The sequence below is a fragment of the Neorhizobium populisoli genome (assembly GCF_019430945.1).
GTDB lineage: Bacteria > Pseudomonadota > Alphaproteobacteria > Rhizobiales > Rhizobiaceae > Neorhizobium > Neorhizobium populisoli.
In genome coordinates this window covers 474,420-488,615 of sequence record NZ_JAHYCB010000002.1, presented here as the reverse complement: position 1 = coordinate 488,615, position 14,196 = coordinate 474,420, and the positions used below count along the sequence as shown (strand labels likewise).

The following is a 14,196-nucleotide window of genomic DNA, read 5'->3' as shown; positions in this document are numbered from 1 at the left end:
ACTGACTAACCGTTTTCCGGGAGTGGCGGCAGCTCCGTCTTCAGCCAATCCCGGAAAGCCCTCACCTTCGCCGGCAGTCGCATGCCGGCGCGGGTGACGAGATAATGGCCGTTGCCGGTGCGCGCCCGAATATCGAAGGGCTCGACGAGACGTCCCTGCTCCAGCGCGTAAGTGGCGAGCGTGTGCCAGGCGAGCATCACCCCCTGCCCCGCCATCGTCGCGTCGAGGCAGAGCGAGGCATCGTTGAAGACATGCCGCGTCGCCATGCTCGCCCCTGACAGTCCGGCCTCTCCCAGCCAGATATCCCAGGAAAACATCGAGGGACCATCGATGATCGCCGGCAGTTTCAGGATGTCCTTCGGTTCCTTCAGCTTCTTGGCCAGCGACGGCGCGCAGACGGGAAACACGGTCTGTTCGATCAGCAGTTCCGCATCGATGCCCGGCCATTTGCCACCGCCGACCCGGATGCCGAGATCGACGCCATCGGTGACGAAATCCGCCATCACGGTCGTTGCCTCGATCCTCAGCCGGATATCCGGGTGGCGGGCGGAAAAACGATCCAGTCGATGGACGAGAAAACGTGCCGCGAAAACCGGCGCAACGGAAATGGTCAGCAGCGTATCGTCCCGCTGCTTTCCAATGCCCACCGCCTCCGACAGGGACTGAAACCCGTCCGTCAACCGCGCCAGCATCGGCCGCGCCGCGTCGGCCGCCACCATGCCCTTCGGCAAGCGATGAAAAACCGGCTGACCGAGCTGCATCTCCGCCTTGATGACCTGCTGGCTGACGGCTCCGACCGAGACACCAAGTTCGGTCGCGGCCGCCTGCAGCGAGCCCAGCCGGCCGACCGCCTCCAAGGCGCGGAGCCCGTTGAGATGGACGAGATTGAGGTTTTTCATATAGATTTTCTATAGTCTCTATATGAAGAACTCAATTGAAATGAACATGGTGTGAGCGGATATTTCCCCTGCAAATGAAACAACATTTGTGAGGTGACGACATGACACCGCTTAAGATTTTCTTGAGCCTGAAGGAATGGCTGCAAAAAGAAGAAGCCCTGACCGACATCCGGCTCGACGATCCGCTTCTCCATCCCGACATTCAAGCAATGACCCTTCGACAGCTGGCCGACCTGCCTTTTCCAGGACGCACCTATTCGGCAGAAAACTGCCAGAAGGTGCCGCTCGCGAAATGTGCGTGAGGGGATTATGATCTCCGGCTGAGATTGTGGCCCCCTCATCCGCCCTTCGGGCACCTTCTCCCCAATGGGGAGAAGGGAAGTGCTGCACCGTCTAAGATTCTCCTCTCCCCTCGAGGAGAGGGTGGCCGAGCAAAGCGGAGGCCGGTGAGGGGGCCGCGCTTTCTACGCGCCACTGGAAGGAACTATGCCCGACATCAACACCATTTTCGACCGCCTGAAACGCCTCACCGCTGAAGCCGGTCTGCCGCAAGTCGAAGAGTCCTCCCACTACGGCACCCCTGCCCTCAAGGTCGGCGGCAAGGCCTTCGTCTCGGTGAAGAATGACGAAACCATCGTGCTCTCTGTCTCGCTCGACGAGAAGGAGCGGCTGATGGAGATGGCGCCGGACATCTATTTCCAGACCGACCATTATCGCGGCTGGCCGTCGCTGCCGGTCAGGATCGATGCGATCGGCGATGATGAGTTGAAGGACCGGCTAGTGGCCGCATGGCTTTTTCGGGCACCGAAAAAACTTGTCGCCACATTTGAGCCAATCAGGACACCGCCATCTGCTCCGTCTCCGCGCGCTGTACCGCCGGACGCTGCTTCATCAGATCGTAATGCGCGCTGACCTTCGGGAAATCGGCCCGGTCGAGCTTCAGGTTCGCCAGCCAGCCGGTCATCAGGTAGAGATAGGGATCGGCAACCGAATAGGCCTCACCCAGCACATAGGGGCCTTCGAGGAAATCGTCCTCGATCAGTTGAAAACACTCGTGAACGTTCTTCGGCGCCTTGGCCATCATGTCTTCAAAGGATGACTGGTTGTCTGCCCATCGGGCATGACGCCGGTAATGCGCGGAGGCGACATGCACCGTGGAGGCGATATAGGCGTTGAAGGCCTGCATTCTTGCAAAAAGGAACGGGTCGTCGAGCGGCGCAAGTTTCGCCTCCGGGGCAGCCTGAGCAATGAAGGCGAGGATTGCGACCGTCTCGGTGATGACGCCGCGATCGGTGGCCAGCGCCGGCACGCGGCCCTTCGGGTTGATCTTCAGATAGGCGTCAGAGCGCTGTTCGTTCTCCGCAAATTTCAGCCGCTTCAGCTCGTAAGGCAGGCCGGATTCGGCAAGCGCGATATGGCTGGCCAGCGAACAGGCGTTGGGCGAAAAGAACAACGTGTACATGGGCTTCCTCCGTTTGGTCGGCCCGTTGTAGGGCGTTTCCCGGGGCAAGGGAAACGCCTTTGCGTTATCAATCGGATAAACTTTTGTTAGATGACGCCCGGCACGTCCTCCAGCCGGTGCCAGACCGGAATGCCGCGCTCGTTGGCGATGCGGACATCGTTATCGGCACCCTTGGAGGCACCCGGCAGACGCAGCACGCCTTCGCAAAGCTGTAGCAATCGGCCGGCGGTCGGATGGAAAATCTCCTCGTAGAGATCGTCGCCGATCTTGGCCCCGCCCGCCGCATGCCAGACCGGCAGCGCCACCCATTCGCCGATCATTGGCAGATGGCCGGCCTTGAACAAGGCATAGGACGGCGCTTCCAGCCGCTTCAGGTTTTCCGCCATCTTTTCCGGATCATCGCCGGTGCCGGAACGATAAGGCCCGGCAATCAAAATCAACATGCTCGCTTCTCCAAACTTATCCGCATCCATCGCGGAATTGCACGACTATGCCGAATTTTCTTTACAATATCGGAAAATTCAGGCATAAACGCGCTTATTCATGCAATTTCGTGCATAGTCAAGAGCCATGCTGACAAGCCAACGCAAGAGCCTCCTCCTCGACATGCTGCGCCGCGAGGGGCAGGTGATCGCCAAACGGGCGGCCGAAGAGTTTTCACTGTCGGAGGACACGATCCGCCGCGACCTGCGAGAAATGGCGGCAGAGGGCCTGCTGCGTCGGGTGCATGGCGGGGCGATGCCGATCGCCCCCGACCTGCCGGATTTCTCCGCCAGGCGGGCGATTTCATCCGATGTGAAGCAAAGCCTTGGCGCCGCGGCGGCAAAGCTGGTGAAACCGGGACAGATGATCTTTCTCGACGGCGGCACGTCGACGGCGGAGATCGCCCGCGCCCTGCCCCGCGATTTTGCCTTCACTATCGTGACCCACAGCCCGACGATCGCCGCCGAACTCGAGCAGCATCCGACGGCGGAGGTAATCCTGATCGGCGGCCGGCTCTACAAACACTCGATGGTGGCGGTGGGGGCTGTGGCGATGAGCCAGATCTCGCTGATCCGCCCGGACATCTTCTTCCTCGGTGCCACTGCCGTACATCCCTCCCAAGGCCTATCGACCGGCGACATGGAGGAAGCGGCGATCAAGCGGCATATCGCTTCGCGGGCTGCGGAGACGTTCGTGCTGGTGACGGAGGAGAAACTGGACGCGTCGTCGCCCTGCACGATCATGCCGGTTTCAGATCTGACGGGCATGATCGTGCAGGCGGGGATCGAGGAGGCGCGGCTGGCGCCCTACGGGATGCTCGGGTTAAACATTGCGGAAGCGTAAGTTATCTCGATAATTGCTTTGATCTGGCGCGTGAGAAATCACGATGCGGCAAATTCTCATGATGACCGATAAGCTGAAACGGAGTGGTTGGCCGATGACTGGAGCATTGAATGGTGGAACACGGCTGTTTCCGATTATCGGCGACCCGATCGTCTATGTGAAATCGCCCGAAAGACTGACGCGCAGCTTCGCCGACCGCAATATGAACGCCATCTGCATTCCCATGCAGGTGGCCGAGGAGCGCCTGGGCGACGTCATGCAGGGCCTTTCCGCAATCGGGAATATCGACGGCTTGCTTGTCACCATGCCGCACAAGGCTGCCGCTTTCGGCTACCGCACCACCTATTCCGAGCGGGCGCGACTGCTTAAAGTCGTCAGCGTGATGCGGCGAAACCCGGACGGTTCGTGGCATGGCGATATGCTCGACGGGCTGGCATTCGTGAAGGCCCAGATAGACCAGGGCGCCGATCCCGGAGGCGCGCGGGCGCTTCTTGTGGGCGCAGGCGGCGCCGGCAGCGCGATTGCGATCGCGCTCCTGGAGGCCGGTGTAGGCGAACTGGTGATACACGACAGCCACAAAGCTTGCGCCGAAGAGTTGCTGGCCACCGGCGCTAGCCTCGGCCGCGGCAAAGTTCGCCTTGGACCGCCGAACCCCACGGGTTGCGATCTCGTGTTCAATGCGACCCCGATGGGCATGACGAAAAGCGATGCATTTCCGGTGGATGTCGCGCTCCTTGACGCATCTATGTTCGTCGGAGACGTGATCGCAGGACATGGTACGACACCATTTCTGCGGGCCGCGCAAGCCGCCGGCTGCAGGACGGCCAATGGCGATCAGATGGTCGAGGCCGTACAGGACATGATGGTTGAATTCATGCTCGCACGGTGAGACGAAACTCCCCGGAATGCTTCAGGCAAACATCGCGTCCGTGATCCTGACGCAACCCACAATCCGACGATCGCATCGTGCAGGCGGGAATCGAGGAGGCGCGGCTGGCGCCTTACCGGACGATGGGGGTGAATCTGGTGGAGGTGTGAGGCAAGTGCGTCAGGTGCTTGATTGCAGATACTTGTTGTCCGTGAGACCCCAAGGCAACTTTGCACCAGTTGCGGACGTCAGTCGGGAGTTCACCCTTTAGGAAGCGGCTCCCGAATGATATCCGCCAAGTGCTGCAGGCTTCCACGGAAGCATTTGGCGCGGCTCACCGGGCGTCCTGCACGAAGCGGCTAAGCCGAAAATTTCACCGCGACACCGCGCTGCCGAAAGTAAGCCTGCATCAGCTTCCTGCCGGAACGATTGTTCTGAACAAGCCTGGACGGGTCGAATTCGGCCTCTTTCAATCCGGCGCGTGCCAATGCTGCCTTGAGTGTTGCGATATGCAGGTCGATGTCGGCGTTGTTCGCTTGGAGCGACTCGTAAATACGGTTTGTGGCATCTGCTACGGTCGGTTCGCTCACTTGATACTCCTGTTGTTATTTGGCTGGCGCTTACCACACTTTTCAGCCGAACCCTATCGAGACGAAAAATGCCTTCGTCAATGCAGAAGTGTGAAGCGAAATATCGCGCCCGACTCTGAAGAACCACGATAGGCCGCCGTACCCGCTCGCGAGCAGGACGTCATGACTGGTTGGCCGAAAGCACACCTCGCGGCTAAATTTCCAGCCTATCCAAACAAAAAGCCACCGCTTTGGGGCAGTGGCTTTTTATGGGAGGTGCGGTGAACCGTCATCAGCGGAAGAGCGTCAGCGTGTTCTGCGCCTGCGCGTTGGCAATGTTCAGCCCGATGGTCTGGAGCTGCTGCTGAACCTTGGTTGCGGCCAGCTTGACGGCGCTTTCCTCCATATCGGCGTCGACCAGGCGGCCGACGCCACGCTCGATGGAATCCTGCAGCTTGCCCAGAAAATCCATATTGTCGCCGATACGGCTCGATGTGGCGCCGAGCTTGGCACCTGCAGACGCGAGCGCCGAGAGCATGCTGTCGGTAGCCGAAATCATGCCGTCCAGCTCGTCTTCGGTCGTCGCGTCGGAAATCTCGATCTCGCGGCCGGTCGGGGAGGATGTCGCAGAAGGAAGCATATAATACTCGTATGCACTGCCATTGCCGGTCGTGCCTGAATAGGCCTTGGTCAACATGCCATTGTCGGCGTCGCCGCTATTCGTGAGCGTCGTCGTGGCCGTGTCGAACTGGATGGAATTGACGGTCGTCGCGCCATCCGGTCCGGTTCCGACGGAGGCGACCAGCGATTTGACGCCCGGTTTTGCGCCGGCGGCGGCATCCAGCCAATTCTGGCCGTTGAACGACGAGGATTGCGAAACCGTCCGCAGCTGTTCCTTGAGCTGGGTGATCTCTTCGCCGATCGCGCCTTTGTCGACGCCGGAGGAATAGGAAAGGATCAGTTTCGACTTGATGGCAGAGACGATCTCGGTGGCGGCCTGCATACCGAGTGAGGCGGTATCGGTCGTTGCGGCCGCTAGGCCGGCGGCGTCGCCTGCCGAGGAAAGCGACATGCCGGTGGATCGCATGGAGGTGGCGATCGACCAATAGGCGGCGTTATCCGCAGCCTGATTGACATCACGGCCAGTGGCGACCCGGACCGTGTCGCGTTCAAGCGCCTTTGTCGAGCCGGTCAGCAGCAACAGGGCCGCAGAAGCCGTGGGATTATAGGAAATGCTTGCCATGAGCTTCTCGCGCTTCGAGGACACATTTACATGCGCGGGCGGCGAAGGTGGCATCATGCCGTTGTGCTGCGTCGTTGCATGAACGCGAATTCACAACCCGCTGGAGCAATGCACGAGAAGAATTTCCAAGGGTTTTCAGCGTTCGTTAAGATTTTAACGAAGGTTATTTTTGTTCCTGCGAACATGGATTTTGCGAAATGTAACGCCAGCCTCACCAGCGTTCGCCGACCTATCGATCGCTCTCAATAGATCCCATCTGGAGCTCAGGCAGCCGCCCCCACATTCGGAATAACCTCTTCCTTCATCAACCGGATGCTCCGCTGAAGCATCTCAGGCTTCTCCACGTCGATGAGGCAGCCGCAGATCATTGTGCCGATGCCGGTTTCGGCGAAGGGGCGCATGGCGCGGATCACCGTTTCGGGGCTGCCGCAGATCATGTCTTCGGGATTGCGGGCGATGGCACCGCTTGGGTTTTTCGCGAAAAAGGCCGTGGCTTCCGCGATGGCCTGATCGTCGGTTTCGGCGACATGCACCGCCTTTGCCACCGAAGACCAGTCCCTGGCGATCTGCACCGTTTCGGCGTCATGGCCGGCGGCTTCGAGTGCGGCGTGATAGGCAGTCATCTGCTCGCGCGCGGCATCCGGATTCTTGCCTGTCGTGAAAACCGGCCAGCCGCGACGGGCGGTCTCTTCGACAGCTTCCCGGTTCAACGTTCCGCGCGCCAGGATCGGGCGCGGGTTGCGGAAGGATGACGGGTTTACCGGCGCTTCGAGCCTGCCCCGGTCCGAGCCGACCGTAAATTCCAGCGGGCCGCCCGTGCCGTCATAGGCCCAGACGTCGAGAGCCGTCGAAAGAGCCTTTTCGAACAGAGTATGGCGCTCGGAAAGGTCGCGCCCGAAGGCCACCAGGTCGGTATCCTTGAAACCCGAGCCGAACACGACGACCAGTCTTCCGGAATTCAGCTGGTCGATCAGGTTGCAGGATTCGACGAGCCGCAGCGGGTGATGCAGCGCAGGGTTTACCGTGGCGAGGATAAGCGTCGTCCGCTTCAACTGCGGCGCCAGCGCGCAGGCAAACAGGAGCGAATTCTGATAGCCCTGGTTCTCGTGAAGATGATGTTCCGTCAGCGATATGGCGCTGAAACCACCGGCATCCGCCTCGATCGCCAGCTCGGTCATGAACTTGAGCAGCCTGTTTTCGTACTTCTTTTCGATACGGGTGCTGAGATGAAGGCAAAATTTCATGACGGCTCAAATCCTCTTCCCAAATTCAATCCATGCAAACGCCTTTTAACAATATCAATCGCCGGAGATCCACCCGCCGGCGCGGATTTTTGCCTCCCTCCCCCCAAGCAATCGAGGGGCAATCGGAGGGAGGACAAATTCAAGACTCGGTTCAGGCGAACATCGCGTCCGTCACCCGCACGTCGCCCACATGCATGCCGTTCCAGTTGCTCATCGATTTGTTGGCCATCGACAGCAGCTTTTCATGCACTTCGCCGCCCTTTTCGAAATAGCGGGAGAGGAGCGCGAAGATCATCGCTTCGGCCGCGCGGGTCGTGCCGTCTTCGCATTTCACGGCCATGGCCAGCCCCTGCTCCGGCAGTGCCGCGATGAAGACGCCTTCGGCGCCGGTCTTGGCAAAAATCTTGCCCGGGGCGATCTGCATCAGTTTCGTGCAGGCACGGTTGGTGCCGGCAACGTAGAAGGGTTCGGCCATGCAGGCTTCCATCAGCCGACGCGAGGCCTTGGCGCGCTCAGCCGACAGGGTGTTGCCGGTCAGCATCTTGGCGAAACCATGCGCCAGCCCCTTCAGCGGGACGGCATAGGCGGGGATGGAGCAGCCGTCGGTGCCGCAGGCATCCTGGCCGATGACGGAGCCGGTCAGCACTTCCATCGTGCCGCGGATTTCCTGCTGCAGCGGGTGGTCGTAATCGATATAACCCTTCACCTCGAAACCGGCCTGCACGCAGGCGCAGACGAAGCCGGAATGTTTGCCGGAGCAGTTGTTATGCAGCGCCGTCGGCTTTTCGATCGTGCGGGCCTGATGAATCAGCACCGTCGGATCGGAGGCCCAGTGGGCGCCGCATTCCAGCGCGCTCAGATCACGGCCAGCCTTGGAGAGAATGCTTGCGGCGGTCGCGACATGCGCATCCTCACCGGAATGCGAGGAGCAGGACAGCGCCAGTTCGGATGTGCTCAGGCCAAACGCATCGGCAGCGCCACTTTCGATCAGCGGCAGGGCCTGCATCGCCTTGCAGGCGGAACGCGGGAAAACACGGGCATCCGCCTCGCCGAAGGAGAAGACGGTCTTGCCGTCACCATCCACCACCACGCCCAGGCCGCGATGGCGGCTTTCGACCAATTTGCCTCTTGTGACTTCAACAGTAACGGGGTTTTGCATGGCCTGTCCTGAAATTGCTGTTTTTGATGATGTCTACGAGTGTTGCCGGCGAAGGCTTACCGCATCGACCCGAAAATCGGAATCGATTTTCGGAAAGCACGATGTGCCAAAAACAACGTCCGGCGCAACTTTTACGGGGACATTGCATGAAATCAGTTAAGCGGTTGCTTCTGATCATCTTCATCGTCTACCTCGTGCCGACTTTTGCATCGGCCGGGCTCTGGATGGTGAAGGACAGGCCTTCCGGCTGGAGCCAGGCGCGCTGGTCTTCCGCCGGCATATTGCCGAAGCCGGAGGAGAGCCCGGATGCGGCAATCTACATCTTTTCCGCCATGACCGGGGGATTGAAAGGCTCAGTGGCCAGCCATGCCTGGATCGTGTTCAAGCAAAAGGGCGCCAAAACCTACACGCGATACGACAAGGTGGGCTGGGGTTCACCCATCCGCAAGAACCATCGCGATCCGGACGCCTTCTGGTATTCCAAACCGCCGCAACTGGTGACCTCGGTCACCGGTTCGAGGGCAGAACTGCTGATCCCGAAGATCGACGGCGCGATCGCCGCCTATCCTTATGCGGAGCCGGGCGGCTATACGATCTGGCCGGGGCCGAATTCCAATACGTTCGTCGCCTATGTGCTGCGCACCGTGCCGGAGCTCGGCGCCGTGCTGCCGCCACATGCGGTCGGCCGCGATTATCTGCCGAACGGCGAATTCTGGCATCTGGATGAAGACAGCCGCGACCTGCATGTGACGCTGCGCGGGCTGATCGGCTTCTCCGCCGGCATGCGTAGCGGCTTCGAGGTGCATTTCCTCGGCCTCGTCGCCGGCATCGATATCGCCAATCCCGGCATCAAGGTGCCGGCAGTCGAGCGCATCGGGATTTAGCATGGGAGCTATGCAAAAATGCAAAACGCCCGCGGACAAGCGGGCGTTTACATGGAGACTGCGTGAGCAGTTGATTGTCGATCAGAAGCCGACGGCTTTGCGTGCGAAGTTGCGGATGTCGCCACGGTCGATACCGAGGTCATCCAGTTCGCGCGGGGTCATACGGCCCAGTTCGGCAACCGTCTGACGATACTTGCGCCAGTTGTTCAGAGTGCGTGCTACGTTCATGATGGTTCCCCTTTCCTGGGATTTCTCGAAGCCAGCTGCCAGTCCTTGGCGCTTCCGTTTGCTTCGATGACGCTTATATACGCCCGCCAAATGTGCACGAAAAGCGCTCAACAGACAGGCCACCCATGCAATTGGCGCATAGGTATTTCTGCAAGCAGCGTTAAGGGAGAGCAAATGGCGGGAAAAGGGCGTTAAGGCCTGCGGCATGCCCAGGGGAAAAAGCGAAGCCCAGAAAAGGAAAAGGGCCGCTTGAAGCGACCCTTCCATGAGTTTGGTCCGGTTGAACGAACCCGGGGCGTCATCACGACGGCCCGAAGGAAGATGTGGTTCAGGCCGAGGGTTGCCCCGTCAAAACCGCCACCTTTCCATTGTCCGTTACGCAGACCGAAATCTCATTAGACATTGGATCACCTTCCTTTCACTACGTTGATAATGACTAAAAGGTAGGTGTGATCCGGCGATTCCGCAAGAAACGTTATGTAAAAACCCGCTTCGATAATTGAGTTGCCAAATCACCCAGTGGTCCCTAGCATTCGCGAGCCTGAGATCAGGCGCCCCCTCTCATCCCAGCGTCAGGACGATCTTGCCGATATTTTTCAGGCAGCGTCGGCGATATCCAGCCGCACGGAAAGGCCGGCCTGCGCTGCGAGGCCGACAAGGGCGTCCAGGCTGAAGTTCGCAATCCGGCCACGCAAAAGATCATTCAGTCGCGGCTGGGTTATGCCCAGCCGGCGAGCTGCTTCCGACTGGGTTACTTGCCAGCCCCTGACTTTCTGCTCGATCGCAATCAGCAGCGCCGAACGCATCGACATGTTGGCAGCTTCGCCCGGAGTGTCTTCCAACGCATCCCAGACGTTGTCGAAGGACTGTCGTTCCATGTCTTGCTCCTTCATATCTGCCGCAATCTTGACGCAGCCATATCCAGGTCCCGTTTCGCCGTCTGTTGCGTTTTCTTTTGAAACGCATGAAGAACGTAGATCGCGTCCTCGATCTTTGCGACATAAATGACCCTGAAGGCACCGGCATCATCCCGGATGCGGATTTCCCGCACGCCAGGACCAATTGTCGCCATCGGCTTCCAGTCGCTCGGGTCGAGCCAGAGTTGAACCTTGTGCAACTGAACGCCCACTTCCTTGCGGGCCATCTCCGGGAAGTCCCGCAATTGCTCAAGGGCATCGCCAAGAAAGATCAGCGGCTTCATCACTTTCTCATTCTATATCAAAACCGATATAAAACAGCAATATCATCCCAGCGTCAGTACGATCTTGCCGATATGGCTGCTCGTTTCCATCAGCTCGTGCGCTTCGACCACCTTGTCGAACGGCAGGACGGAGTGGATGACCGGGGCGACCTCGCCGTTTTCCAGCAGCGGCCAGACCTCGGCGAGCAGATCATCGCGGATGGCGCGTTTTTCATCTGCGGTGCGCGGGCGCATGGTGGAGCCGGTGACTGTCAGGCGCTTCACCATGATCGGCGACAGGTTGACCTTTTCGGCCGTATTGCCGCCGAGGAAGGCGATGATGGAGAGGCAGCCGTCCTTGGCCAGCACCGAGAGGTTCTTTTCCAGATAGGCGGCGCCGATCATGTCCAGCACGACATCGACGCCCTTGCCGCCGGTCTCCGCCTTGATGACTTCGGCGAAATCTTCCGTCTTGTAGTCGATGCCGCGTTTCGCGCCGAGCTTTTCGCAGGCCTTGCATTTTTCCTCCGAGCCGGCGGTGGCGTAGATCGTCGCGCCGAACGCCTTGGCGAGCTGGATCGCCGTCGTGCCGATGCCGCTCGATCCGCCATGGATCAGCACGCTTTCGCCTTCTGTCAGGCCGGCCATCTGGAAGAGGTTGGCCCAGACGGTGAAGAAGGTTTCCGGTAGCGCTGCGGCCTTGACCGCATCATAGCCCTTCGGCCAGAACAACGCCTGACCGGCGGGCACGGCGCAATATTCCGCGTAACCGCCGCCGTTCGCCAGCGCACAGACCTTGTCGCCCGGCTTGAACTCCGAAACGCCCTCGCCCAGTGCCACCACTTCGCCGGCGATTTCCAGGCCGAGGATCGGGCTTGCGTCCTTGGGGGCCGGGTAATTGCCCTTGCGCTGCTGCACGTCCGGGCGATTGACACCCGCCGCCTCGACCTTCACCAGGATTTCGCCGGGGCGCACCGCCGGCAACGGGCCTTTGGCGACCACCATGACGTCCGGCGCGCCGAAGGATGGCAGGTCGATGAAACGCATTTCGACGGGAAGCGACATGGCGGACTCTCCTCAATAGCGGCCATAAGAACAACTTGCGTGCTCAAGTGGCCACTGACTTAGGACAGTCCCGACGGATTAGGAAGGTGACACCGGGTCACGCGGTCATTTTGTCTCGCCGAATGTCGCGAACACCAGGCCGCCTTCGCTGTCCTTGGCGCTGGCCTTGACGGACGCGATCTCGGAGCCGATGCGGCCGACATCGTCGAGCAGCAGGCCCTGCGGCAGTTCCAGCACGCCGATCGAGCAGCGCAGCAGCGGGAAATCGCGTTCGGCGCCGGAGCGATCATGGCCGCGGATCTTGCCGGCGGCGCGTTCTTCCGGCGAATAAAGCTCGGTCACGTCGTCGTGGAAGTCGGAGAGCAGGCGTTCGAGGATTTCGTTCAGGTCGTCATGGGTCCAGCCGCGCACGCCGATGAAGAAATCGTCGCCGCCGACATGGCCGAGGAAATCACCGTCCGAGAAGAAATAGCGTTTCATCAATGCGGCAAACAGCGAGATGGCGTGGTCGCCCATCTGGAAGCCGTAATGGTCATTGAACGGCTTGAAATTGTCGAAGTCACAGTAGCAGTAGAAACGCGCCTCGTCGTCGTCGCGGCCGGTATCCTTCATGAAGTCGCGTATGGCGCGGTTGCCCGGCAGGCCGGTCAGCGGGTTCTGGTCTTGCGCGACCTTCAACTGCTTTTCGTTGATGACCTTGATGAGCGAGGCGGCAGAGACGACACCGGCATACCGCATGTTTTCCGTCAGGATGACGCAGGCGCTGTTTTCCATGTTGGCGAACAGGCTCATCAGCTCTTCGGCTTCCGCATCGAGCCCGATGATCGGCGCACGGTCGACGAAATGCGAGATCGAGCGCTCGTACATCTTGTTCTTCAGGAGATCGCGGCCGAAGGGCTGATAGATATATTCCTTCAGGTGATATTCGTTGATGACGCCGCGCGGCTCGCCATTGGCATTCAGCACCGGGAAAAACGCCTGGCGCGGATTGCGGCGGAAGAGTTCGAAGACCGAGTCGATACTCTGGTTCTCATAGACGGTCGGCAGATGCTCGATCTGCTTGCGGATGAGGATTTCGTCGAGCGACTGGCTGGAGCGGCGGCGGCCGATATCGGCCAGATGCGGGAAGGACGGCTGCAGTTCGGAGACGAACGTGGTCGGGCGGGCAATGAACCAGCCCTGCACGAGATCGACGCCATAATCCCGGCAAGCGATGAACTCCGCCTCGGTCTCGATGCCTTCGGCGATGACGCGAATGCCAAGGACATGGGCGATATTGACGATGTTCTTGACGAGGTGACGCTTGCGCGGGCTCTTGTCGACGCCGGCAATGAAGTGGCGGTCGATCTTCAGGTAATCGACGGGATAATCGCAGAGCAGCTTCATTTCGCCATGACCGACGCCGAAATCGTCGATCGCCAGCTTGAAACCTTCCTTGCGCATCCGGGTGACCAGATCGCCGAATTCCGGCACGCTCGTATTGTCGAAACGCTCGGAAAACTCGAAGCAGACGGAAGACGGCGCGATGCCGGCGGTGCGCAGGTGCTGCACCACCTTTTCCAGGAAATACTGGCCGTTGCGGATCAGCCGGACATCGAGATTGAGGAACAGCGTCTGCGAATGGAATTCCGGAAGGCTGGCGAATTTTGCAAGCGCCCGGTTCGACATCATCTGTTCGAGGGCTAAAAGCTGGCCGGTTTCCTGCGCCTCGTCGAGAAGCTCGAGCGGCGAGGAAAAGCCGATACGTTCCTGCCCGCGCAGCAGCGATTCATAACCGAAGACGGAGCCGGTGCCGACTTCGACGATCGGCTGGAACGCGTTTTCGAGCACCAGTTTCGCAAGCGTCACCAGCTGGTCGCTCGCGTACCGCCGGAAAACACCCGGTTCCAGAATGGCCGCAGACGACATACTCGATACTCCATGCGCAATGGTCTAATAATTTTGGTCGCAAGGTCCCATCAATTGGTCAAAAATCTCTTTCCCCAACATGACGGTTAGATGAAATTTAGATGACACAAAGCGGCAATTTTATATAGTTTATAATAGCTTAGAAAGAACAACCAGAGGCT

At 59.7% G+C, this 14,196-nt stretch carries 16 protein-coding genes and 1 pseudogene; 5 read left to right on the top strand and 12 right to left on the bottom strand.

Annotated features, from left to right (window positions below; translation table 11 throughout):
- Positions 1 to 5 precede the first annotated feature (5 nt).
- Complete coding sequence (locus KX729_RS06560; RefSeq protein ID WP_219741621.1) at positions 6 to 899, bottom strand: LysR substrate-binding domain-containing protein; 894 nt, start codon at positions 897 to 899, stop codon at positions 6 to 8.
- 101 nt (positions 900 to 1,000) lie between these two features.
- On the opposite strand from KX729_RS06560, the gene KX729_RS06555 reads away from it, so the two are divergent.
- Both KX729_RS06555 and KX729_RS06550 read left to right on the top strand, forming a co-directional pair.
- A complete protein-coding gene (locus tag KX729_RS06555; protein WP_219741620.1) occupies positions 1,001 to 1,201 on the top strand; it encodes a hypothetical protein in 201 nt (66 codons plus the stop codon).
- 184 nt (positions 1,202 to 1,385) lie between these two features.
- A pseudogene (locus tag KX729_RS06550) lies at positions 1,386 to 1,727 on the top strand (MmcQ/YjbR family DNA-binding protein); the annotation flags it as partial.
- Positions 1,728 to 1,734: 7 nt separating this feature from the next.
- On the opposite strand, the gene KX729_RS06545 reads toward KX729_RS06550, so the two are convergent.
- Positions 1,735 to 2,361, bottom strand: a complete 627-nt coding sequence (locus KX729_RS06545; protein WP_219741618.1) for a glutathione S-transferase family protein — start codon at positions 2,359 to 2,361, stop codon at positions 1,735 to 1,737.
- Between the two features lie 86 nt (positions 2,362 to 2,447).
- Positions 2,448 to 2,804, bottom strand: a complete 357-nt coding sequence (locus KX729_RS06540) for a DUF4406 domain-containing protein (RefSeq protein WP_219741617.1) — start codon at positions 2,802 to 2,804, stop codon at positions 2,448 to 2,450.
- 127 nt (positions 2,805 to 2,931) lie between these two features.
- Between KX729_RS06540 and KX729_RS06535 the strand changes: the two genes are divergently transcribed.
- Together KX729_RS06535 and KX729_RS06530 are read left to right on the top strand one after the other, a co-directional pair.
- Complete coding sequence (locus tag KX729_RS06535) at positions 2,932 to 3,687, top strand: DeoR/GlpR family DNA-binding transcription regulator (protein WP_219741616.1); 756 nt, start codon at positions 2,932 to 2,934, stop codon at positions 3,685 to 3,687.
- 94 nt (positions 3,688 to 3,781) lie between these two features.
- On the top strand, positions 3,782 to 4,576 hold the full coding sequence (locus KX729_RS06530) for a shikimate dehydrogenase family protein (RefSeq protein WP_219741615.1): 795 nt from the start codon (positions 3,782 to 3,784) through the stop codon (positions 4,574 to 4,576).
- 338 nt (positions 4,577 to 4,914) lie between these two features.
- On the opposite strand, the gene KX729_RS06525 is transcribed toward KX729_RS06530, so the two are convergent.
- The 4 genes from KX729_RS06525 to KX729_RS06510 form a co-directional block, all read right to left on the bottom strand.
- On the bottom strand, positions 4,915 to 5,145 hold the full coding sequence (locus KX729_RS06525) for a hypothetical protein (RefSeq protein WP_219741614.1): 231 nt from the start codon (positions 5,143 to 5,145) through the stop codon (positions 4,915 to 4,917).
- Positions 5,146 to 5,416: 271 nt separating this feature from the next.
- The gene (locus KX729_RS06520; protein WP_219741613.1) at positions 5,417 to 6,367 is read right to left on the bottom strand and encodes a flagellin N-terminal helical domain-containing protein; all 951 of its coding nucleotides are present in this window, start codon (positions 6,365 to 6,367) and stop codon (positions 5,417 to 5,419) included.
- Between the two features lie 263 nt (positions 6,368 to 6,630).
- Positions 6,631 to 7,611 (bottom strand): LLM class flavin-dependent oxidoreductase, encoded by a 981-nt coding sequence (locus KX729_RS06515; RefSeq protein WP_219741612.1) that lies wholly within the window; start codon positions 7,609 to 7,611, stop codon positions 6,631 to 6,633.
- Between the two features lie 151 nt (positions 7,612 to 7,762).
- Positions 7,763 to 8,770, bottom strand: coding sequence for an asparaginase (locus KX729_RS06510; protein ID WP_219741611.1), 1,008 nt, complete (start codon positions 8,768 to 8,770; stop codon positions 7,763 to 7,765).
- Positions 8,771 to 8,916: 146 nt separating this feature from the next.
- Between KX729_RS06510 and KX729_RS06505 the strand changes: the two genes are divergently transcribed.
- Positions 8,917 to 9,654: a DUF3750 domain-containing protein gene (locus tag KX729_RS06505; RefSeq protein WP_219741610.1), complete on the top strand. Its 738-nt coding sequence runs from the start codon at positions 8,917 to 8,919 to the stop codon at positions 9,652 to 9,654.
- 81 nt (positions 9,655 to 9,735) lie between these two features.
- On the opposite strand, the gene KX729_RS06500 is transcribed toward KX729_RS06505, so the two are convergent.
- From KX729_RS06500 to KX729_RS06480, 5 genes are all read right to left on the bottom strand, one after another.
- Positions 9,736 to 9,882 carry a DUF1127 domain-containing protein gene (locus KX729_RS06500; protein WP_219741609.1) on the bottom strand — a complete coding sequence of 49 codons (147 nt, stop codon included), beginning with the start codon at positions 9,880 to 9,882 and terminating at the stop codon, positions 9,736 to 9,738.
- A 596-nt stretch (positions 9,883 to 10,478) separates the two neighbouring features.
- Positions 10,479 to 10,760 carry a helix-turn-helix domain-containing protein gene (locus KX729_RS06495; protein WP_219741608.1) on the bottom strand — a complete coding sequence of 94 codons (282 nt, stop codon included), beginning with the start codon at positions 10,758 to 10,760 and terminating at the stop codon, positions 10,479 to 10,481.
- 11 nt (positions 10,761 to 10,771) lie between these two features.
- The gene (locus KX729_RS06490; RefSeq protein ID WP_219741607.1) at positions 10,772 to 11,083 is read right to left on the bottom strand and encodes a type II toxin-antitoxin system RelE/ParE family toxin; all 312 of its coding nucleotides are present in this window, start codon (positions 11,081 to 11,083) and stop codon (positions 10,772 to 10,774) included.
- A 42-nt stretch (positions 11,084 to 11,125) separates the two neighbouring features.
- Positions 11,126 to 12,127 (bottom strand): NAD(P)H-quinone oxidoreductase, encoded by a 1,002-nt coding sequence (locus KX729_RS06485; protein WP_219741606.1) that lies wholly within the window; start codon positions 12,125 to 12,127, stop codon positions 11,126 to 11,128.
- Between the two features lie 105 nt (positions 12,128 to 12,232).
- Positions 12,233 to 14,035: a bifunctional diguanylate cyclase/phosphodiesterase gene (locus KX729_RS06480; RefSeq protein WP_219741605.1), complete on the bottom strand. Its 1,803-nt coding sequence runs from the start codon at positions 14,033 to 14,035 to the stop codon at positions 12,233 to 12,235.
- Between the last annotated feature and the right edge of the window lie 161 nt (positions 14,036 to 14,196).

What these genes read in the sequence shown, in the direction of transcription:
- KX729_RS06535 (WP_219741616.1), top strand. Translation starts at nt 2,932, where the DNA reads ATGCTGACAAGCCAACGCAAGAGCCTCCTCCTCGACATGCTGCGCCGC.
- KX729_RS06515 (WP_219741612.1), bottom strand. Translation starts at nt 7,611, where the DNA reads ATGAAATTTTGCCTTCATCTCAGCACCCGTATCGAAAAGAAGTACGAA.
- KX729_RS06500 (WP_219741609.1), bottom strand. Translation starts at nt 9,882, where the DNA reads ATGAACGTAGCACGCACTCTGAACAACTGGCGCAAGTATCGTCAGACG.
- KX729_RS06485 (WP_219741606.1), bottom strand. Translation starts at nt 12,127, where the DNA reads ATGTCGCTTCCCGTCGAAATGCGTTTCATCGACCTGCCATCCTTCGGC.
- KX729_RS06520 (WP_219741613.1), bottom strand. Translation starts at nt 6,367, where the DNA reads ATGGCAAGCATTTCCTATAATCCCACGGCTTCTGCGGCCCTGTTGCTG.
- KX729_RS06560 (WP_219741621.1), bottom strand. Translation starts at nt 899, where the DNA reads ATGAAAAACCTCAATCTCGTCCATCTCAACGGGCTCCGCGCCTTGGAG.
- KX729_RS06480 (WP_219741605.1), bottom strand. Translation starts at nt 14,035, where the DNA reads ATGTCGTCTGCGGCCATTCTGGAACCGGGTGTTTTCCGGCGGTACGCG.
- KX729_RS06495 (WP_219741608.1), bottom strand. Translation starts at nt 10,760, where the DNA reads ATGGAACGACAGTCCTTCGACAACGTCTGGGATGCGTTGGAAGACACT.
- KX729_RS06510 (WP_219741611.1), bottom strand. Translation starts at nt 8,770, where the DNA reads ATGCAAAACCCCGTTACTGTTGAAGTCACAAGAGGCAAATTGGTCGAA.
- KX729_RS06490 (WP_219741607.1), bottom strand. Translation starts at nt 11,083, where the DNA reads ATGAAGCCGCTGATCTTTCTTGGCGATGCCCTTGAGCAATTGCGGGAC.
- KX729_RS06505 (WP_219741610.1), top strand. Translation starts at nt 8,917, where the DNA reads ATGAAATCAGTTAAGCGGTTGCTTCTGATCATCTTCATCGTCTACCTC.
- KX729_RS06545 (WP_219741618.1), bottom strand. Translation starts at nt 2,361, where the DNA reads ATGTACACGTTGTTCTTTTCGCCCAACGCCTGTTCGCTGGCCAGCCAT.
- KX729_RS06540 (WP_219741617.1), bottom strand. Translation starts at nt 2,804, where the DNA reads ATGTTGATTTTGATTGCCGGGCCTTATCGTTCCGGCACCGGCGATGAT.
- KX729_RS06555 (WP_219741620.1), top strand. Translation starts at nt 1,001, where the DNA reads ATGACACCGCTTAAGATTTTCTTGAGCCTGAAGGAATGGCTGCAAAAA.
- KX729_RS06530 (WP_219741615.1), top strand. Translation starts at nt 3,782, where the DNA reads ATGACTGGAGCATTGAATGGTGGAACACGGCTGTTTCCGATTATCGGC.